General features: G+C 69.3%; 17 protein-coding genes and 1 tRNA gene. 12 read left to right on the forward strand and 6 right to left on the reverse strand.

Annotation, left to right across the window (positions count from 1 at the left end; translation table 11 throughout):
* Positions 1 to 18: 18 nt before the first annotated feature.
* The 3 genes from JR064_RS12675 (at position 19) to JR064_RS12685 (ending at position 1,460) form a co-directional block, all read left to right on the forward strand.
* Positions 19 to 93 (forward strand) — tRNA-Val (locus tag JR064_RS12675).
* 209 nt (positions 94 to 302) lie between these two features.
* Positions 303 to 638, forward strand: a complete 336-nt coding sequence (locus JR064_RS12680) for a hypothetical protein (RefSeq protein WP_206229932.1) — start codon at positions 303 to 305, stop codon at positions 636 to 638.
* A gap of 66 nt (positions 639 to 704) precedes the next feature.
* A complete protein-coding gene (locus JR064_RS12685; protein WP_206229933.1) occupies positions 705 to 1,460 on the forward strand; it encodes a DNA-formamidopyrimidine glycosylase family protein in 756 nt (251 codons plus the stop codon).
* Between the two features lie 134 nt (positions 1,461 to 1,594).
* Here JR064_RS12685 and JR064_RS12690 read toward each other — a convergent pair whose 3' ends face one another.
* On the reverse strand, positions 1,595 to 2,317 hold the full coding sequence (locus JR064_RS12690; RefSeq protein ID WP_206229934.1) for an ArsR/SmtB family transcription factor: 723 nt from the start codon (positions 2,315 to 2,317) through the stop codon (positions 1,595 to 1,597).
* Between the two features lie 123 nt (positions 2,318 to 2,440).
* Here JR064_RS12690 and JR064_RS12695 point away from each other — a divergent pair, with 123 nt between their 5' ends.
* The 3 genes from JR064_RS12695 (at position 2,441) to JR064_RS12705 (ending at position 4,815) form a co-directional block, all read left to right on the forward strand.
* Positions 2,441 to 2,890 (forward strand): nuclear transport factor 2 family protein, encoded by a 450-nt coding sequence (locus JR064_RS12695; protein WP_206229935.1) that lies wholly within the window; start codon positions 2,441 to 2,443, stop codon positions 2,888 to 2,890.
* A 237-nt stretch (positions 2,891 to 3,127) separates the two neighbouring features.
* On the forward strand, positions 3,128 to 3,739 hold the full coding sequence (locus tag JR064_RS12700) for an SH3 domain-containing protein (RefSeq protein ID WP_241093025.1): 612 nt from the start codon (positions 3,128 to 3,130) through the stop codon (positions 3,737 to 3,739).
* 785 nt (positions 3,740 to 4,524) lie between these two features.
* Positions 4,525 to 4,815 carry a hypothetical protein gene (locus JR064_RS12705; protein ID WP_206229936.1) on the forward strand — a complete coding sequence of 97 codons (291 nt, stop codon included), beginning with the start codon at positions 4,525 to 4,527 and terminating at the stop codon, positions 4,813 to 4,815.
* A gap of 50 nt (positions 4,816 to 4,865) precedes the next feature.
* Here the strand turns inward: JR064_RS12705 and JR064_RS12710 are convergent, their stop codons facing one another.
* The 5 genes from JR064_RS12710 to JR064_RS12730 form a co-directional block, all read right to left on the reverse strand.
* Positions 4,866 to 8,060: an error-prone DNA polymerase gene (locus tag JR064_RS12710; protein WP_425510301.1), complete on the reverse strand. Its 3,195-nt coding sequence runs from the start codon at positions 8,058 to 8,060 to the stop codon at positions 4,866 to 4,868.
* Positions 8,057 to 9,508 carry a Y-family DNA polymerase gene (locus tag JR064_RS12715; RefSeq protein ID WP_206229938.1) on the reverse strand — a complete coding sequence of 484 codons (1,452 nt, stop codon included), beginning with the start codon at positions 9,506 to 9,508 and terminating at the stop codon, positions 8,057 to 8,059. The genes JR064_RS12710 and JR064_RS12715 overlap by 4 nt, the downstream gene beginning before the upstream one ends.
* A gap of 10 nt (positions 9,509 to 9,518) precedes the next feature.
* Positions 9,519 to 10,154 carry a translesion DNA synthesis-associated protein ImuA gene (imuA, locus tag JR064_RS12720; RefSeq protein ID WP_179570676.1) on the reverse strand — a complete coding sequence of 212 codons (636 nt, stop codon included), beginning with the start codon at positions 10,152 to 10,154 and terminating at the stop codon, positions 9,519 to 9,521.
* Positions 10,154 to 10,762 carry a transcriptional repressor LexA gene (lexA, locus tag JR064_RS12725; protein WP_206229939.1) on the reverse strand — a complete coding sequence of 203 codons (609 nt, stop codon included), beginning with the start codon at positions 10,760 to 10,762 and terminating at the stop codon, positions 10,154 to 10,156. The genes imuA and lexA overlap by 1 nt, the downstream gene beginning before the upstream one ends.
* A 175-nt stretch (positions 10,763 to 10,937) precedes the next feature.
* Positions 10,938 to 12,173 (reverse strand): citrate synthase family protein, encoded by a 1,236-nt coding sequence (locus JR064_RS12730; RefSeq protein WP_206229940.1) that lies wholly within the window; start codon positions 12,171 to 12,173, stop codon positions 10,938 to 10,940.
* 119 nt (positions 12,174 to 12,292) lie between these two features.
* Here JR064_RS12730 and prpB point away from each other — a divergent pair, with 119 nt between their 5' ends.
* The 6 genes from prpB to prpF all read left to right on the forward strand — a co-directional run bounded on the left by prpB (position 12,293) and on the right by prpF (position 19,611).
* Positions 12,293 to 13,180 carry a methylisocitrate lyase gene (gene prpB, locus JR064_RS12735; protein ID WP_179570679.1) on the forward strand — a complete coding sequence of 296 codons (888 nt, stop codon included), beginning with the start codon at positions 12,293 to 12,295 and terminating at the stop codon, positions 13,178 to 13,180.
* Positions 13,181 to 13,211: 31 nt separating this feature from the next.
* A complete protein-coding gene (locus tag JR064_RS12740; RefSeq protein WP_206229941.1) occupies positions 13,212 to 13,814 on the forward strand; it encodes a DUF1003 domain-containing protein in 603 nt (200 codons plus the stop codon).
* Between the two features lie 41 nt (positions 13,815 to 13,855).
* Entirely contained in the window at positions 13,856 to 15,022 is a 1,167-nt protein-coding gene (gene prpC / locus JR064_RS12745; protein ID WP_179570681.1) for a bifunctional 2-methylcitrate synthase/citrate synthase, read from the forward strand.
* Between the two features lie 215 nt (positions 15,023 to 15,237).
* On the forward strand, positions 15,238 to 17,853 hold the full coding sequence (gene acnD / locus JR064_RS12750; RefSeq protein WP_206229942.1) for a Fe/S-dependent 2-methylisocitrate dehydratase AcnD: 2,616 nt from the start codon (positions 15,238 to 15,240) through the stop codon (positions 17,851 to 17,853).
* A gap of 36 nt (positions 17,854 to 17,889) precedes the next feature.
* On the forward strand, positions 17,890 to 18,381 hold the full coding sequence (locus tag JR064_RS12755) for an SRPBCC family protein (protein ID WP_406848113.1): 492 nt from the start codon (positions 17,890 to 17,892) through the stop codon (positions 18,379 to 18,381).
* Positions 18,382 to 18,417: 36 nt separating this feature from the next.
* Positions 18,418 to 19,611 carry a 2-methylaconitate cis-trans isomerase PrpF gene (gene prpF, locus JR064_RS12760; protein ID WP_206229943.1) on the forward strand — a complete coding sequence of 398 codons (1,194 nt, stop codon included), beginning with the start codon at positions 18,418 to 18,420 and terminating at the stop codon, positions 19,609 to 19,611.
* Positions 19,612 to 19,788: the final 177 nt, after the last annotated feature.

A 19,788-nucleotide genomic window follows, 5' to 3' on the forward strand; every position in this document is an offset into this window, starting at 1 on the left:
ATGTGCGGCTCGCGACACGGGCGGTTAGCTCAGCGGTAGAGCATTGCCTTCACACGGCAAGGGTCGCAGGTTCGAACCCTGCACCGCCCACCACGCGACAGACGACCAAGGCCACCCTCGCAGGTGGCCTTTTTCGTTGCCGATGAGTACGGCACGCTCGCCCTAGCCGTCGTCGTGTCGATTGCTGCGACTGCCGCAGGCGCATGCCGGAAGCGGGCATGTCCGGTGGCTGGCGATCGCGCTGTGTTTTCGTAGCAAGAATCGCCGAGCAGTGTCTGCCCTTGCTGCATAGGATCGAAGAAGTGTCCCTGAGTGAAACGGAAGTCGCGGCTGCGCTCGAGCGCATGCTTGGGAAGCTCAAAACGCTACCGGCGTGTTCAAGCAAAGAGGACGTGGTGCAAGCGCTCAGGGAGGCTGCCGCCAGTGCTCACGCCGACTGGACAGTTCCATCGCTTGCTCACGAAATGACCAAGTCATACGACGATGGGTCCGTACGCGTCGTACTCAACGCACATTTGCTTTTGATCAACCCAAGCGGGGCTTACAGAATCATTGATGTCCGCAAGGAAAAGATCTTCCATGAGTGTCCGTCGGCGTCTGGCGATCCATTCAAGATCCCGGAAGGATTCCGCATCTGACGGCAGATCACTAGCGTTCGCTTTCGGAATCACGAACCGCTCACGGCCGCCATCGATACTGCGGTCATGCCCGAAGGTCCTTCGATCGTCATCCTGAAAGAAGAGGCGGCCGCGTTCGCGGGGCGCAAGGTGTTGCGGGTGTCCGGCAACAGCAAGCAGGACCTGGAACGGATCCGTAACCGCAAGATTTTGTCGCTGCGCAGCTGGGGCAAGCACTTCCTGATCGAGTTCGGCGGGTTCAGCGTGCGCATCCATTTCCTGCTGTTCGGCAGCTACCGGATCAATGCGCGCAAGGACGCAACGCCGCGGCTGAGCCTGGGCTTCGCCAAGGGCGAGGAACTGAACTTCTACGCGTGTTCGGTCAAGTTCATCGAGGGCGCGCTGGACGAGGCCTACGACTGGCGTGGGGACGTGATGAACCCGGATTGGGACGCGGCGCAGGCGCGGCGCAAGCTGCGCCTGCGGCCGCGCACGCTGGCCGCCGATGCGTTGCTGGACCAGGACGTGTTCGCCGGGGTCGGCAACATCATCAAGAACGAAGTGCTGTTCCGCATCCGCGTGCATCCGGAGAGCGAAATCGGGGCATTGCCGCCGCGCAAGCTGGCCGAACTGGTGACGCAGGCGCGCGAGTACAGCTTCGATTTCTACACCTGGAAGAAGGCCTTCGTGCTGAAGAAGCACTACCAGGTGCATACCAAGACCACCTGTCCGCGCGACGGCCATCTGCTGACCTATCGCAAGCAGCTCGGCAAGGCGCAGCGGCGCGCGTTCTTCTGCGAGCATTGCCAGCGCCGGTACGCGCTGGACGCTTCCGAAGCATGAGCCTTCTAAAAAAACGTCGTTCGCGGCCGGTGAGTTCGGATCCCTATACGATCGCCGCGGCGCTCCTCGCTGTCGCGCGATCCGATGCTGAGACTCCTGCGTAGCGCATTGCAACCGTCGGAATGGTTTGCCGCTCAGGAAGCGAGCGGCAGTTCGTCCCCGGCAAGCCGGCCGATTCCCAGCTCGGTCTGCAGGCCGGCCCAGCCGATGTCGGTAATGTGGATCGCACGCGTGCCCTGTTCGCGGCGCAGCCAGTGTTTGGCGCAAAGCAGCGCAAGCAATTCGACGCCGAGCGGACCGGCGAGGTGGTGCTTGCGTTCGGTCCAGTCCAGGCACTGTCGTGCGATGCCGAGCCTGGTCGGGACGAGGCGCGAAACGTCCAGGCCCATCCGCGCGAACCATGCGCTGCCTTCGGCGGATACCGCGTATTGCTTGTCGTCTTGTCGGACGATCAGCGCGCGCCGCTCCAGCGCTTCGGTCACCGCGATGCCCAGTCGCCCCGCCAGGTGGTCGTAACAGCATCTGGCCAAGGTCAGCGATTGTTGCTTGCGCCCCGCTTTCCGGCATCGCGGTGCGGCGGGCGCGGCGAGCGTCGCCAGATTCTCCAGTGCGAACGCGACGTGCGAACCGGCCAGCCGGTAGTAGCGGTGGCGGCCTTGGACCTCGACCGCCAGCAAGCCGCCGTCCAGCAGTTTCGCCAGGTGCGAACTGGCCGTCTGCGGGGTGACGCCGCCGGCGAAGGCGAGCTCGCCGGCAGGCAGTGCACGCCCGTCGATGAGCGCCATCAACATGGCGGCGCGGGCGGGATCGGCGATGAGGAACGCGGTCGCGGCAAGCTTGGGCTGTTCGACCGGCATCGTGTGCACTCCTGGCGGGCGCGGCCATCATAGACCGCGCCTCGCCGGAACGCTTCGGCACGCATCGAATCGACGGCCTGCGCATGTTCCTAGACTGCAGTGCACTGTATCGGAGTGTCCTGCATGAGCGAAATCGAAGCGCGATCGAACGGATCGGAGGGCGATGCCCGCCGCATCTTCGAGCAATGGCAACACAGCGTTGTCGAGCGGAATCTGGATGCGCTGATGGCGTTGTACGCGGAAGACGCGATGCTGGAAACGCCCTTGGCCTATGTGGTCTCCGCAGAGCGGCAGGATGGAAGGCTGCAGGGACGCGAAGCGCTCAGGACGTTCTTCGCGGCGTCCTTCGCCCAGCCCGAAAACGGCCTCGGCCGCTGGTATCGCAGCGGTCGTTGGCATGCTTCGCAGCGCCAGGTGGCCTGGGAATATCCGCGAGAAACGCCGGACGGCGATCAGGTCGACCTGGTAGAAGTCATGGACCTGGATGCGCGCGGCCTGATCGCGTGCCATCGGGTGTACTGGGGCTGGAAAGGCGTACAGACGCTGCTGACGGGGTTGGGCCGGAAGCCATAGTCGGTGCTGCGCGGTGCAATCGGGTCTGGCAACGACCATCGTCCGCTCGGTTCCGAGTGGGCGACGCGGCCATTGGCGATAGTCGATCGAAGGCGTTCCCGGCTTTGCAGCAAGCGTCCGCTGTGGAGCGAGGCCATCAAGAGCGCGATTTGATGGCCGTGCTGCATACCTGCGACGGTTATGATGGTTGCCATGACAAACGCTTCAAAGAACTTGCGAAGCACTTGAAGGAAAAAGATGGCGATCACCCGGTTTCTGGCTATTGGTTTGTTCTCGCTTTGCCCCGTATCGCCTGCACTCGCGGGCACGGCTGCGCTGCATTCGGGCAAGTACGAAGGGCTGATGCTCGCGGTGACGCCCGAGCATCGGATCGAAGGCTTCTACTCGGAAGAGATGGGCGAGGGCGTGAGCCGTGGCTGTTCGTTCTATCTGCAGGGCAAGGCCGAGGGGAACGCGCCGGTCTCGGTCACCACGTGGTCGCACGAGGCCTATCCCGGAACTGTGGCGGCTTCGTCCGACGGCGTGACGCTGACCGTGAAGCAGGGCCGTCAGCATCCCGGTTGCCTCAGTGTGTTGATGCCGGAAATCGCCACTGGCCTGGACCTGACCCGGACCGCCAGCAACACATGGATCGGCCTGGTGACGGTGTCCGCCGACAAGGCGTATCTGCAGAAAACGCCGGGCCCCAAGACGCCCAAGGGGGCTTATGTCGTCAAGGGCGATGTGGTGGGCGTGCTGGCGTTCAAGGATGGCTGGGCCCAGGTCGAATTCATCAATGCCAATAATGGTTCGTTCACCGGTTGGATCGGCCGCGACCAGTACGCGCGCCTGGCCGCTCCTGCCCACTGATCGCGGGCGCGGCACCTCGCAATGGGGAGCGTGCCGGATGCAATTCCACGCTCTGCCGCACCGCCGGTTTCTGCCAGTCGATCCACGCAGTTTTGACGGATAAAGAAACCGGATGCATTCGGCCTGTCCATGGCGTTCGACTGAAGAGCATGGCTGCCTGCGTGCGCGCCATGCTCGGCAAGACTCGACCACGGTCGTGTGTTCGACGCATCGCACGCCTTGATCGAAGACGAAGTCCAGGCGGGCGTTCGCCCGCTTGAAATCCTGGTTGCGCACAGTCGCGTTCTGCAGTGACGTAGCCAGGTCTTCTGGCAGGTGGACGGTCGAGCGCGCATGCGTTCGGTGCCTGCAGTCTGCCGCGCATCGCCAGCGGCTTTTCTGCCGTCGAATTGCGCCAGCCAGCCCGAACGCGCCCCGAACAGCGGATGGCTGCGCGCACGCTCCGACATGGGCACCGTCCGTGCTTGCGCGATGGACGGCGCGCGGCGACGTTGCTGTCGCACTTCGCGCCGCTGATCCGATTGTTCGATCCGCTGCCGCCGGGTTTCGTCGCAACACGGCTGGCGACGGCAGTTGCCTTGGCTATCTTCCATCGGCGCTGTCCACACTGAGCGGATGGCGATACGCGCGGCCCGATGCCGCTGCAGCCTGTTTGCCGGTGCTCTCGGTGGTGGTGTGGCGATGCCGCGCCGCGCGCTGCAGTGCTGTGCAGCGATGTGCTGCAGCGCTTCAACCCTGCGCGGCCGCATGGGGATGGCGGTCTTCGTCTCCGCTTGGGAGCAGCTATGAACAAGACACTCGCCGCGCTGGGTTTTTCGTGTTTGCTGATGGTGTGCGCGCCGGTGCAGGCGGCACCGGTGGAGTGCGACAGCATGGCCGCGACGGCCAGGCTCGTGGCCAGGTATCGCCAGTTGGGCGGGCCGTTGTCGGACATCGCCAGTCACGGTTCGATCGGGTCGAGCAAGGCCAGGCGCGAGCTGGCTGCCACCATCTACCGCGAACGCCTGGGCGAAGCGGATGCGGTGCAGCGGGCGATGCAGGCATGCGGCCGTGCAGCGGATGCGCCCGCGCAATAACAGTGCCGGCCCGTTCGACGCGCAAGGCATGCAGCGTCGTGCTCATCGGTTCAGTGGAAATCGCGGCTGCGGATGTCCAGTCCGAGCAGCAGCGGGGTCAGGTCTTCGAGGTGGCCGGCGATCAGGTGGCGCACGCCGTCGGCGGTTTCCAGGCGGCCGCGCACCGCCAGCAGCCTGGATTCGATCAGCGCCTGGCGCTGGCGATCGGCCAGGCGTCGCCAGACCACGACGTTGACCAGGCCGTGTTCGTCTTCGAGGGTGAGGAAGGTGACGCCGCTGGCGGTCTGCGGGCGCTGGCGCATGGTCACCAGGCCGGCGATGGCGACCGCGCTGGCGTGGGGCAGGGCGCGCAGTTCGGCGGAGTGGCGATAGCGGCGCGCACGCAGTTGCGCGCGCAGCAAGGTCAGCGGGTGTTTGCCGAGGGTGGTGCCGATGGTCGCGTAGTCGGCGCGGATGTCCTCGCCGAGGCTGGGCAGCGGCAGCGCCACCTGCTGTTCCGGCGTGGCGGCGAGCGGCTCGAACAGTGGACGTTGCGCTTCGACGCCGGCCACCGCCCAGCGTGCGCGGTGGCGGTGCCCGGCCAGCGGTTTCAGCGCACCGGCGTCGGCCAGGCTGTCGCGCGCCTTGTCGTCGAGCGCGGCGCGCTGGCACAGGTCGGCGAGGTCGCGGAACGGCGCCTGCGCGCGTGCCTGCTGCAGGCGCAACGCGGCGTCTTCGGCCAGGCCGCGGACCAGGCGCAGGCCCAGGCGGATTGCCGGCTGCACCGTCGGATCGGCGCTGTAGGCTTCCAGCCCGCAATCCCAGTCGCTGTAGCGCACGTCCACCGGACGCACCTGCAGGCCGTGGCGGCGCGCGTCCTGCAGCAATTGGTCGGGGCTGTAGAAGCCCATCGGCCAGCTGTTGATCAACGCGCAGGTGAAGGCCGCCGGTTCATGGCACTTGAGCCAGCAGCTGGCGTAGGTGAGCAGGGCGAAACTGGCGGCGTGGCTCTCGGGGAAGCCGTAGCTGCCGAAGCCCTTGATCTGTTCGAAGATGCGCGCGGCGAACTCGGCGCTGTAGCCGTTTTTTAGCATGCCGTTGGTCAGTTTCTCGCGGTGCGGTTCCAGCCCGCCGTGGCGCTTCCAGGCGGCCATCGAGCGGCGCAGCTGGTCGGCCTCGCCCGGTAAGTAGTCGGCGGCGACGATCGCCAGCTGCATCACCTGTTCCTGGAACAGCGGCACCCCGAGGGTGCGCTTGAACACCTCCTTCAATTTCTCCGGCAAGTCGTCGGGTTGTTCCTCGCCGCTGCGCCGGCGCAGGTAGGGATGCACCATGCCGCCCTGGATCGGGCCGGGGCGCACGATCGCCACCTGGATCACCAGGTCGTAGAACTCGCGCGGTTTGAGTCGCGGCAGCATCGCCATCTGCGCGCGCGATTCGATCTGGAACACGCCGATGGTGTCGGCGCGCTGGATCATCTGGTAGGTCTGCTCGTCTTCGGCGGGAATGCTGGCCAGGTCCAGATCGCGGCCGCGGTGCGCACGCAGCAGGTCCAGCGTGCGCCGCAGCGCGCTGAGCATGCCCAGCGCGAGCACGTCGACCTTCATCAGCCCGACCAGTTCCAGGTCGTCCTTGTCCCACTGGATCACGGTGCGCTCGGCCATCGCCGCGTTCTCCACCGGCACCAGCGTGTGCAGCGGGTGCTCGGAGATCACGAAGCCGCCGGGGTGCTGCGACAGGTGGCGGGGGAAGCCGATCAGCTCGGCGCTCAGCGCCAGCAGCCGGCGCATCAGCGCGGTGTCCGGATCGAAACCGCGTTCGCGCAGGCGTTCGTGCGGCGGGACGTCGTCGTCCCACTGGCCCAGCGTGGAGGCCAGCGCGTCGATGCTGTCGCCGGGCAGGCCGAGCGCGCGCGCCACGTCGCGTACCGCGCTGCGGCCGTGGTACTGGATCGCCACCGTGGTCAACGCGGCGCGCTCGCGGCCGTAGTGGTTGAAGATGTACTGGATCACCTCCTCGCGGCGGTCGTGCTCGAAATCGACGTCGATGTCTGGCCGTTCCTTGCGCTCTTCGGAGATGAAACGCTCGAACAGCATGCCGATGCGGTCGGGGTCGATCGCGGTGACGCCCAACGCATAGCACACGGCCGAATTCGCCGCCGAGCCGCGGCCCTGGCACAGGATGTCGCGCGACCTGGCGAAGCGCACCAGGTCGTAGACGGTGAGGAAGTACGATTCGTAGCCCAGGCGCTGGATCACGCCCAGTTCGTGCTCGATCAGGCGTCGCGCCTTTTCCGGCACGCCGTGCGGCCAGCGCGTGGCCGCGCCTTGCTCGGTGAGCGTGCGCAGCCATTGCGTCGGCGTCCGACCCGGCGGCACCAGCTCGTGCGGGTATTGGTAGCGCAGTTGGCCGAGGTCGAACGTGCAGCGCTGCGCGATGCGCACCGACTCGGCCAGCAGCGCGTGCGGATACAGCGTGGCCAGGGTCGCGCGCGGACGCAGGTGGCGCTCGCCGTTGGCGAACAGGTGCGCGCCGGCCTCGCTCAGCGGCAGGCGCTGGCGGATCGCGGTCAGCGTGTCCTGCAGCGCGCGGCGGCCGCGGGCGTGCATGTGCACGTCGCCGCTGGCGACGGCGGGCAGGTGCAGGCGCCGGGCCAGCGCCAGGCGCGCGTGCAGCAGGGCGTCGTCGTCTGGGCCGCGCAGCAGTTCCACCGCCAGCCACAGGCGTTGCGCGAAGCGCGCCTGCAGCCAGGCGCCGTCGCTTGCGACGCCGCCATCGTCGTCGCGCGGCAGCCACAGGCACAGCAGGCCGTCGAGATCGCCGTCGAAGTCCGCGCGCAGCGCGCGGTACGTGCCCTTGTCGGCGCGACGGCGGGCCAGGGTGATCAGCCGGCACAGGCACTGGTAGCCGTGCAGGGTCTCGGCCAGCAGCACCAGCTTGGGGCCGTGTTCGAGCTGGAATTCGCTGCCGACGATCAGCGCCAGGCCGGTGTCCCTGGCCGCCTGCCAGGCGCGCACGATGCCGGCCAGGGTGCATTCGTCGGTGATCGCCAGCGCGCGGTAGCCGTGCCGTGCGGCGCGTTCGAACAGTTCCCGCGCATGCGAGGCGCCGCGCTGGAAGCTGAAGTTCGACAGGCAGTGCAGTTCGGCGTAGTCCGGCGGCGGCGTGCGTGCGGACATGGAGGTGGCGTCGTGCAAGGCGGCAGGTGGTTGCGCGGCAGGCGCCGGCACGGCACGCAGTCGCGGACGTGGCGGGCTGTGGCTCATGCGAACCAGCCGTGCAGCATCAGCGCGTCCGGCGCATCGGCCGGCGCGAACACCCAGGCGCGCTGGCCCTGGCGGGTGCGCACGATGTAGTAGTCGCGGCGGATGTCGCCGTCGTCCCACCAGCCGCTTTCGATGCGTTCCGGGCCGGCCAGGCGTTCGGGGTTGCGCTCGCGCAGCGGAATCGGCCGGGTCAGCAGCCAGCCGGGGCGCGGCAGCGTGGTGAACGCAGCCGCGCGGGGCGCGCTCGGTTGGTTGGTCTTGCCTGCCTGCGCGGGCTTGCCGGATTCGGCGCGCCACGCCCATTCGGGGCGATGGTCGGCATGCGCGCGCAGGCCGTGCACCGCGTCGTCGCCGAGGCGGGCGCGCAGGCGTTCGCGCAGCTGTTCCCAGGGCAGCGCCTGCTGCGCGCGGTCGTCGAACAGTTCGCGCGCGGCCGGCACGAACGGCGGCAGTTCGTCGGCGCGCAGACGCATGGCCTGCACCGGCGCCGGCACGCTGGCATGTTGCAGGCGGCCGCGCGCCAGTTCGAACAGCATCGCCGCATCGCGCTCGGCGGCGAGCAGGCCGACCGGCACCACGCTGTCGTCCAGGCCTTCGTGTTCCAGATGCAGTTGGAAGCGTTGCACGCCGCCATCGCGCCCGGCCAGGAACGCGGCCAGGTCGGCAGTCAGCCGGCGCAGCGGGAACAGCAGGGCCTGGCTGGATTCCACCGCGTAGCCCAGTTCCAGCCGCGCATCGAAGCGGTCCGGCGGCAGGTAGTACTGCAGCGGCAGCGGCGCCTGCCCGCGCAAGGCGTCCAGGTGCTGCAGCAGTGTGGGCGGATAGCGCCGCGCCAGGCCGCTGCGCGGCAGCGCGAACAGCTGCCGCAGCGTGCGCAGGCCCATCCGCGCGAAGGCGTCGGCCAGGCCCGGTTCCAGCCCGGCGCGGGCGATCGGCAATTGGCCCAGTGCGGCGTGCAGCGCGGCATTGTCGAGCAGGGCGATGCCGTCGTGCGCGTTGGCCAGCACGCGCGCGGCCAGCGGATGCGGCGCGACCACGATGCGGTGGCGGAAGCCCAGCGCGGTCAGCTCCTCGCGCAGGCGCGCCTCGAAGCGCGGCCAGGGCCCGAACAGGCCCAGGCTGGCCTCGATTTCCAGCAGCAGCGCGCCGGGATAGTCGGTGCTGACCAGCGAACTGAAGCGGTACGCCCACGCCGCCAGGAACTGCTGGCAGCGGCGGCTTTCCTCGGCATCGTGCAGGGCGGTGGCGAAGCGGTCGCACAGCGCCTGCGCGGTGGCCAGCGATTGCCCGGGCTGCAGGCCGCGCGCGCGCGCGGCGGCGTTGACCGCCTTCAGCGTGCGCCGCTGCGGCGGGCCGGCGAGCAGCGCCAGCGGTTGGTCCGGCGACGGCCAGCGCCGCAGCACCGTGTCGAGCGCCAGTTGCGGCAGCAGGATGCAGGCCCAGCGCATGCGCGCGTCCTCAAGCCGAAGCCGGCGACGGCATGGCCAGCGCGGACAGCGCAATGGCGCGCGCCGGCGGCATGCCGCCGCGGCACTTGAGCACGCGCAGCTGCGCCGGTGCGGCATCGATGGCGATGCGCAGCGCGGCCGGCGACGGATTGGCCGCGGCTTTCAGCGGCCGGTAGGCGAAGCCCAGTGCGCGCCCGGTCTCGGCCGCCACCTGCAGCCGGCGCAGGGTCTTGTCGTTGGCCTGCGCCGGCCAGCACAGCACCGCCGCGCAGCTGCCCGAGCGCAGGCATTGCTCGGCGGCCCAGGCCGCGTCCGCGCCGGCGCGCACGATCTGCAACTGCGGCAGCGCCACCCCGGCCTGTTGCCAGGCGCCGGGGTAGGGCAGATAGGGCGGATCGACCAGCACGATGCGGCCGCCGCCCTGCGACAGCCGCGCCAGCGTCGGCCACAGCAGCTGCAGTTCGCCGATGCCGTCGGCGGCGTGCAGCAGTTCGGTCAGCGCCATCTCCGGCCAGCCGCGCGCCGGCAGTGCGGCGTCGAGCGCGGCATGGCCGGTTGGCTGCGCGCTGGGCGGCAGCGCGGTCGGCTGGCCGCGCCAGACCCGGCGTTCGGCCAGCAGGCGGTCGAGGGCGACGACGGCAGCCATCAGCCTTGCCGGATCAGCCCGCAGTAATGCCCTTCGATGGCGAAGTCCTGGCCCGGCTGCACCACGATCGGCGCATAGGCCGGATTGCGCGGCAGCAACTGGATGCGTTCGCCGTCGTGCCGGTAGCGCTTGATGGTGATCTCGCCGTCCAGCCGCGCCACCACGATCTGCCCGTTGCGCGCATCGGCAGCGCGGCGCACCCCGACCAGGTCGCCGTCGAGGATGCCGTCGTCGATCATCGAATCGCCCTGCACGCGCAGCAGGTAGTCCGGACGCAGCGCGAACACGGCGCGGTCCAGCCGCAGCTGCTGGTCCAGGCCGATATCGGCGCCGATCGGCGCGCCGGCGGCGACCCGGCCCAGCACCGGCAGCCGCAGCAGCCCGCTGCGCGGCTGTGCCTGCACCGGTCGCAGGCTGCGCGCCTGCTGCGGCACATGCTCCAGCAGCCCGGCCTCGACCAGCGCCTGCACGTGCTTGCGCGCCGCGTTACGCGAGGCGAAGCCGAAGCGCTCGGCGATCTCAGCCAGGCTCGGCGGCCGTCCGGCCTGCTCGGCGCAGTCGTGGACGTAGGCGAGGATCGCGGCGCGTTGTGGGGAGAGGGTGTCCATGGTGTACATTTGTACACCTTCTTCGCCAGTTTGGCGACGCGGCTCACTGAATCCGGTCAGCCCTTTTTCTGCGGTGCGAGGGGGCGGGCTGCGATGCGGATTGCCGCGCAGCAACAGCAGGACATGCGCAATGGACGCCGCCGCCGATGCGGCGTTGCCGCGCAAGCTGCCGCCCTCAGCCCGGCGTCGAACCCTCGGGCATGACCCCGGCATAGCGCGCCCGCGGGCGGATCAGCTTGCCCAGCGCCTGCTGCTCCAGCGCATGCGCCAGCCAGCCGGACAGCCGGGCGGCGGCGAACAGGACCAGGGCGTGTGCGGAGGGCAGGTCGTGGATGAGGCAGAGCGCCGCGAGCATGCCGTCGATGTTGGGCGCCTGGCCGCTGCAGTCCTGCGCCGCGGCGAGCACCGTTTCTACATGCCGCATCTGCGGATGCTGGCCGCAGCGCTCGCGCAGCAGGCGCAGCACTTCGGCCGCGCGCGGGTCGCCATCCGGGTAGAGCGCATGGTGGAAGCCGGGCAGGTCGTCGCCGCGCTGCCAGCGTTCGGCGATGAAGGCGGCCGGGTCGGCGGCGTCCTGGGCATCGCGCAGCAGGGCGTGGGCGCGGGCGGTGGCGCCGCCATGGCGCGGGCCGGACAGCGCGGCCAGGCCGGCGCTGACGGTGGCGTGCAGCGGTGCGCCGGTGGAGGCGACCACGCGCGCGGCGAAGGCGGAGACGTTGAGTTCGTGATCGGCGCACAGCACCAGGGTGGCGCGCACCAGTTCGGCGAAGTCGGCATCGCCCGGGCGCCAGCGGTCGGCGATCAGGCGATGCACCGGCCGGGTGTCCGGCTGGGTGCCGACCAGCAGCGCGGCGTTCTGCCGCAGCAAGGTGGCGGCGATCTCGCGGCGCACCGTCGGCGCGGCGTTGAGCGGTTGGCGCAGCTCCAGGGCCAGCAGCGGAATGCAGGCCATGGCGCGTTCCAGCGGCGGCAGCGTGGCGTCGCCGGCCAGCGGCGCCACCCGTTGCGGCCATGGCGCGACCGGGGCCGCGGCGAACGGGTCTTCGTCCAGGCACTCCCACAGCAGCCGCGCGATGTCCTCCAGGCCGGCGCCTTCGCGCACCGCGGCGACCGCCGAGCGCCCGCGGTAGTAGGGGCTGTCGGGCCGGATCAGCGAGATGCGCGTCTCCAGCACCGGCAGGCCGCGGTCCAGGCTCTGCGCGGCCCCGCGCGCGGCGCCGCGGCCGACGCGCTTGCGCTGCGCCAGCCGTTCCACTTCCGCGCGCAGGTAGGCGCGGCTGCGATGGTCGGCGCCGGCGCGGGAACCGAGCAGGCCGCGGCTCACGTAGGCGTAGAGCGTGGCACTGCTGATGCCGAGCAGGGCGCAGGCCTCGGCGGCGGAGATCAGGTGGCGGTCGGCTTCGGGGGACATGGGGATCCGCTGATAGGTTGATTCATTGAATCAAGATTGATCGGCCCGGGCGATGGTGCCAGATTGGCGCCCATCGCGGAACGGCCGTGCGGGCCGCCGCCCTCGCTCAGGAGTTCGCCATGTCGCACGTTTCTGCCGGTGCCCGTTTCCGCGCCGCGCTGGCCGCCGAATCGCCGCTGCAGGTGATCGGCGCGATCAACGCCAACCACGCGCTGCTGGCGCAACGCGCCGGCTACCGGGCGATCTACCTGTCCGGCGGCGGCGTCGCCGCCGGGTCGCTGGGCCTGCCGGACCTGGGCATCAACACCCTCGACGACGTGCTGATCGACGTGCGCCGCATCACCGACGTCTGCGAGCTGCCGCTGCTGGTGGACATCGACACCGGCTTCGGCCCGAGCGCGTTCAACATCGAGCGCACCATCAAGTCGCTGATCAAGGCCGGCGCGGCCGCCTGCCATATCGAGGACCAGGTCGGCGCCAAGCGCTGCGGCCACCGGCCCGGCAAGGAGATCGTGAGCCAGGGCGAAATGGTCGACCGGGTCAAGGCCGCGGCCGATGCCAGGACCGATGCCGCCTTCTTCCTGATCGCGCGCACCGACGCGATCCAGGTGGATGGCGTGGACGCGGCGATCGCGCGCGCCATCGCCTGCGTGGAGGCCGGCGCCGACGGCATCTTCGCCGAGGCCGCCTACGACCTGGACACCTATCGCCGTTTCGTCGACGCGGTGAAGGTGCCGGTGCTGGCCAACATCACCGAATTCGGCAAGACCCCGCTGTTCACCCGCGAGGAACTGGCATCGGCCGGGGTGGCGATCCAGCTGTTCCCGCTGTCGGCGTTCCGCGCCGCCAACAAGGCCGCCGAGGCGGTGTACACGGCGATCCGCCGCGACGGCCACCAGCAGAACGTGGTGGACACGATGCAGACCCGCGAGGAGCTGTACGAACGCATCGGCTACCACGCCTTCGAGCAGCGCCTGGACGCATTGTTCGCCGGCAAGGGCGCATGATCCACGCCGGTTCCCCTGTCCGAGCATGTCCATGAACACCCACGTCGGCACCATGCCGCCACGCGGCCGCATCGACCGCCGCCAGACCGCGCGGCAGCTGCTGCAGACCGAACTGGAGAAACTGCCCGACGCCGAGCGCGAGGTGGTGGAGCGCTTCATCGCCAAGCGTCACGTGGCGCGCGACATCGTCAAGCAGGCCGACCGCGACCGCACGCTCGGCGAGCGCATCGCCGACCGGGTCGCCGAGATCGGCGGCAGTTGGAGCTTCATCATCGGCTTCGGCCTGGTGCTGCTGGCCTGGATCGCGCTCAACAGCCTGGTGCTGGCGCACGCGTTCGATCCGTATCCCTACATCCTGCTCAACCTGTGCCTGTCGTGCCTGGCCGCGATCCAGGCGCCGGTGATCATGATGAGCCAGAACCGCCAGGCCGCGGTGGACCGCCTGCGCGCGCAGAACGACTACGAAGTGAACATCAAATCCGAGCTGGAAATCCTGCAGGTGCACGAGAAGCTCAACCAGCTGCGCGAGCAGGACTGGGCGACGCTGGTCGAGCTGCAGAACCGCCAGATCGCCATGCTGCAGCAATTGCTCGAGCGCGGCGGTACCCCGCCACCGGCCGCGCCCGCGCCCTGATCCGCCTCGATGACACGACCGCGCTACCCGGGAGACAACGCATGAACGACACCAACGCCAGTCAGGCCGCTCCGGCCTTCAAGCCGAAGAAATCGGTGGCCCTGTCCGGTACCGCCGCCGGCAACACCGCGCTGTGCACGGTGGGCCGCAGCGGCAACGATCTGCACTACCGCGGCTACGACATCCTGGACCTGGCGCGCAGCAGCCAGTTCGAGGAGATCGCCTACCTGCTGGTGCACGGCAAGCTGCCCAGCAACAGCGAGCTGCGCGGCTACAAGGCCAAGCTGCGCTCGCTGCGCGGGGTGCCGGCCGCGGTCAAGGCGGCGCTGGAGCAGCTGCCGCCGTCGGCGCATCCGATGGACGTGATGCGCACCGGCGTGTCGGTGCTCGGCTGCGTGCAGCCGGAGAAGGACGACCACAACCATCCCGGCGCGCGCGACATCGCCGACAAGCTGATGGCCAGCCTCGGCTCGATGCTGCTGTACTGGTACCACTACAGCCACAACGGCCGCCGCATCGAGGTGGAGACCGACGACGATTCGATCGGCGGCCATTTCCTGCATCTGCTGCACGGCTTCAAGCCGCACGAGGAGTGGGTGCAGGCGATGCACACCAGCCTGATCCTGTACGCCGAGCACGAGTTCAACGCGTCCACCTTCGCCTGCCGGGTCATCGCCGGCACCGGCAGCGACATGTACAGCGCCATCGCCGGCGGCATCGGCGCGCTGCGCGGGCCCAAGCACGGCGGCGCCAACGAGGTCGCGTTCGAAGTGCAGAAGCGTTACGACACGCCCGACGAGGCGGAAGCCGACATCCGCGCGCGGGTCGAGCGCAAGGAAGTGATCATCGGCTTCGGCCACCCGGTGTATACCGTGTCCGATCCGCGCAACCAGGTGATCAAGGACGTGGCGCGCGAGCTGTCCGACGCGCAGGGCAGCCGCAAGATGTACGACATCGCCGAGCGCCTGGAGGCGGTGATGTGGGAGATCAAGAAGATGTTCCCGAACCTGGATTGGTTCAGCGCGGTCAGCTACCACATGATGGGCGTGCCGACGGCGATGTTCACCCCGCTGTTCGTGATCGCGCGCACCGCCGGCTGGAGCGCCCACATCATCGAGCAGCGCATCGACGGCAAGATCATCCGCCCCAGCGCGAACTACACCGGGCCGGAGGATCAGACGTTCGTGCCGATCGACCGGCGCAGTTGATTGCTCCCCTCTCCCGTCGGGAGAGGGGTAGGGGGTGAGGGTACGGGCGCAGCCTCGTGGCGTTTGGTCGCACCAGGCTTCGTTCGTACCCTCATCCGCCTCATGTGGGCTCTCATTCGCATTAGGCTTCGCCCGTACCCTCATCCGCCCCTTCGGGGCACCTTCTCCCGATGGGAGAAGGGTCAGCCTTCGCTTTATTTCTAGTGTAGCCAGCCATGAACAGCCACTACCGCACCTCCCTGCCCGGCACTTCGCTGGATTACTTCGACGCGCGCGCCGCGGTCGATGCGCTCCGGCCCGGCGCCTATGCCGCGCTGCCGTACACCTCGCGCGTGTTCGCCGAGAACCTGGTGCGGCGCTGCGATCCGGCCACGCTGGACGCTTCGCTGATGCAGCTGATCGAATGCCGTCGCGACCTGGATTTCCCATGGTTTCCGGCGCGCGTGGTGTGCCACGACATCCTCGGCCAGACCGCGCTGGTGGACCTGGCCGGGCTGCGCGATGCGATCGCCGAGCGCGGCGGGGATCCAGCGCAGGTCAATCCGGTGGTGCCGACGCAGCTGATCGTGGACCACTCGCTGGCGGTGGAATTCGGCGGCTTCGACAAGGCCGCGTTCGCCAAGAACCGTGCGGTGGAAGACCGCCGCAACGCCGACCGCTTCCACTTCATCGACTGGACCAAGCGCGCGTTCGAGAACGTCGACGTGATTCCGCCGGGCAACGGGATCATGCACCAGATCAATCTGGAGAAGATGTCGCCGGTGGTGCAGGTGCGCGACGGCGTGGCGTTCCCGGATACCTGCGTGGGCACCGACAGCCACACCCCGCACGTGGATGCGCTGGGCGTGCTGGCGATCGGCGTCGGCGGGCTGGAAGCGGAGAGCGTGATGCTCGGGCGCGCGTCGTGGATGCGCCTGCCGGACATCGTCGGCGTGGCGCTGCGCGGGCGGCCGCAGCCGGGCATCACCGCCACCGACGTGGTGCTGGCGCTGACCGAGTTCCTGCGCGCGCAGAAGGTGGTCGGCGCCTACCTGGAGTTCCACGGCGAAGGCGCGGCCGCGCTGACCCTGGGCGATCGCGCCACGATCTCCAACATGACCCCGGAGTTCGGCGCCACTGCGGCGATATTCGCGATCGACCGGCAGACCATCGACTACCTGCGCCTGACCGGCCGCGACGACACGCAGGTCGCGCTGGTGGAAACCTATGCCAAGGCCGCAGGACTGTGGGCCGACGACCTGGTCGCGGCGCAGTACGAACGCGTGCTGCAGTTCGACCTGTCCAGCGTGACCCGCAACATGGCCGGCCCGTCCAATCCGCACAAGCGCGTGGCGACCAGCGAGCTGGCCGCGCGCGGCATCGCCGACGAGGCCAAGTTGGCATCCGGCAAGGCCGAACAGGCGCAAGGCCTGATGCCCGACGGCGCGGTGATCATCGCCGCGATCACCAGCTGCACCAACACCAGCAATCCGCGCAACGTGATCGCTGCCGGTTTGCTGGCGCGCAACGCCAACGCACGCGGGCTGCTGCGCAAGCCGTGGGTCAAGACCTCGCTGGCGCCGGGCTCCAAGGCGGTGCAGCTGTACCTGGAAGCATCCGGGCTGCTGCCGGAGCTGGAACAGCTGGGTTTCGGCATCGTCGGTTTCGCCTGCACCACCTGCAACGGCATGAGCGGCGCATTGGATCCGGCGATCCAGCAGGAGGTGATCGCACGCGACCTGTACGCCACCGCGGTGCTGTCGGGCAACCGCAATTTCGACGGGCGCATCCACCCCTACGCCAAGCAGGCGTTCCTGGCCTCGCCGCCGCTGGTGGTGGCGTATGCGATCGCCGGCACCATCCGTTTCGACATCGAGAAGGACGTGCTCGGCGTGGACAAGGACGGCCAGCCGGTGACGCTGAAGGACCTGTGGCCCAGCGACGCGGAGATCGACGCGATCGTCGCCGCCAGCGTCAAGCCCGAGCAGTTCCGCCAGGTCTACGAGCCGATGTTCGCGCGCAGCGGGCTGGCCGCCGCGCAGGTGGCGCCGCTGTACGCATGGCGTCCGCAAAGCACTTACATCCGCCGCCCGCCGTACTGGGAAGGCGCGCTGGCCGGCGAACGCACGCTGCGCGGCATGCGCGCGCTGGCGGTGCTCGGCGACAACATCACCACCGACCACCTGTCGCCGTCCAACGCGATCCTGGCCGACAGCGCCGCCGGCGAATACCTGACGCGGATGGGCGTGCCGGAAGAGGACTTCAATTCCTACGCCACCCACCGCGGCGATCACCTCACCGCGCAACGCGCCACCTTCGCCAATCCGCAACTGCTCAACGAAATGGCCGTGGTCGATGGCCAGCCGCAGCGCGGTTCGCTGACCCGGCTGGAGCCGGAAGGGCAGGTGGTGCGCATGTGGGAGGCGATCGAGACCTATATGGCGCGCAAGCAGCCGCTGCTGATCGTCGCCGGCGCGGACTATGGGCAGGGCTCCTCGCGCGACTGGGCGGCCAAGGGCGTGCGCCTGGCCGGGGTCGAGGCGATCGTCGCCGAGGGCTTCGAGCGCATCCACCGCACCAACCTGGTCGGCATGGGCGTGCTGCCGCTGGAATTCCGGCCCGGCACCACGCGCAAGACCCTGGGCATCGACGGCAGCGAGGTGTTCGACGTGCTCGGCGCGCGCACCCCTGGCGCGACGCTGACCCTGTCCATCGCCCGCGCCGACGGTACCCGCGTGGAGGTGCCGGTGACCTGCCGCCTGGACACCGCCGAGGAACTGGCGATCTACGAGGCAGGTGGCGTGCTGCAGCGCTTCGCGCAGGATTTCCTGGACATGTCGAAAATCGCCTGACCCGTTCGTCGGTGTCATCAGGCGCGTGCCATCCTGATGCGCGCCTTCACCGCTGAGGACACCATCATGAGCAACGGCAAGACCGGTACCGTCCGCCTGCACCGCGTCCTGCGCGCGCCGGCCGAGCGCATCTACCGCGCGTTCCTGGAGCCGGCGGCGCTGGCCAAATGGCTGCCGCCGCACGGCCACACCGCCACCGTGCACGCCCTGGATGCGCGCGTGGGCGGCAGCTTCAGGATCTCCTTCAGCAATTTCGGCGCCGGCACCAGCGAATCCTTCGGCGGCACCTATCTGGAACTGGTGCCGGGCGAGTTGATCCGCCACACCGACACCTTCGACAACCCGGGCCTGCCCGGCGAGATGATGGTGACGGTCAAGCTGCGCACGGTGGCCTGCGGTACCGAGCTGGACATCGTCCAGGACGGCATCCCCGCGCAGATTCCCGTGGAGTTCTGCCATCTCGGCTGGCAGGAGTCGTTGACCCTGCTGGCGCAGCTGGTCGAGGCCGAGATTCCCGCCAACCCCTGAGCTACTCGCCGCCTGCGCGTCGATCGGAAAAACGCCATGTCCCACGTTCCCCAGCTCCGCATTCCCGCCACCTACATGCGTGGCGGCACCTCCAAGGGCGTGTTCTTCCGCCTGCAGGACCTGCCCGCTGCCGCACAGGTGCCCGGCGCCGCGCGCGATGCGCTGCTGCTGCGGGTGATCGGCAGCCCCGATCCCTACGCCAAGCAGATCGACGGCATGGGCGGGGCCACGTCCAGCACCAGCAAGGCGGTGATCGTGGCGCCGAGCGCGCGCGCGGACCACGACGTGGACTACCTGTTCGGGCAGGTGGCGATCGACCGCCCGTTCGTCGACTGGAGCGGCAACTGCGGCAACCTGTCGGCGGCGGTGGGGCCGTTCGCGATCGCCGCCGGGCTGGTCGATGCGGCGCGCATTCCGCACGACGGCACGGCCACGGTGCGGATCTGGCAGGCCAACATCGGCAAGACCATCCTCGCGCAGGTGCCGATCGTGGCCGGCGCGGTGCAGGAGAGCGGCGATTTCGAGCTGGACGGGGTGACCTTCCCGGCCGCCGAGATCCAGCTCGACTTCCTCGATCCGGCCGCGGACGAGGACGGCGCGGACGGGGCGATGTTTCCCACCGGCCACCTGGTCGATACGCTGGAGGTGCCGGGCGTCGGGACGTTCGAGGCGACGCTGATCAACGCCGGCATCCCGACCATCTTCCTCGACGCGCAGGCGCTGGGCTACCGCGGCACCGAACTGCAGGACGCGATCAACGGCGATGCGCAGGCGCTGGCCAGGTTCGAGACGATCCGCGCCTACGGCGCGCTGCGCATGGGCCTGATCGCCAGGCTGGAAGACGCGGCGACGCGACAGCACACGCCGAAGGTGGCCTTCGTCGCGCCGCCGGCCGACTACGTCGCCTCCAGCGGCAAGCCGGTCGCCGCCGCCGACATCGACCTGCTGGTGCGGGCGATGTCGATGGGCAAGCTGCACCACGCGATGATGGGCACCGCCGCGGTGGCGATCGGCACCGCCGCGGCGATCCCGGGCACGCTGGTGAATCGCGCGGCCGGCGGCGGCGCACGCCAGGCGGTGCGCTTCGGCCATCCCTCCGGGACGTTGCGGGTCGGTGCCGAAGCGCAGCAGCAGGGTGACGGCCAGTGGAGCGTCACCAAGGCGATCATGAGCCGCAGCGCGCGGGTGCTGATGGACGGCTGGGTGCGGGTGCCGGGCGATATTTGCTGAGCCGGCAGCGCCGGCGGCGGGGCCGCATCGCTGTGGCGCCGCAAATCCGGGTCTTGTTCCTGTAGGAGCGGCTTCAGCCGCGACACGTTCTAACCGCAGTTGCTGTCGCGGCTGAAGCCGCTCCTGCAGGGGGCGGGTGGGCGCAGCGGCGTGCGCTGTTGCACGGCCGAGGCCGCA

This window comes from Xanthomonas bonasiae (genome assembly GCF_017163705.1).
Classification (GTDB): domain Bacteria; phylum Pseudomonadota; class Gammaproteobacteria; order Xanthomonadales; family Xanthomonadaceae; genus Xanthomonas_A; species Xanthomonas_A bonasiae.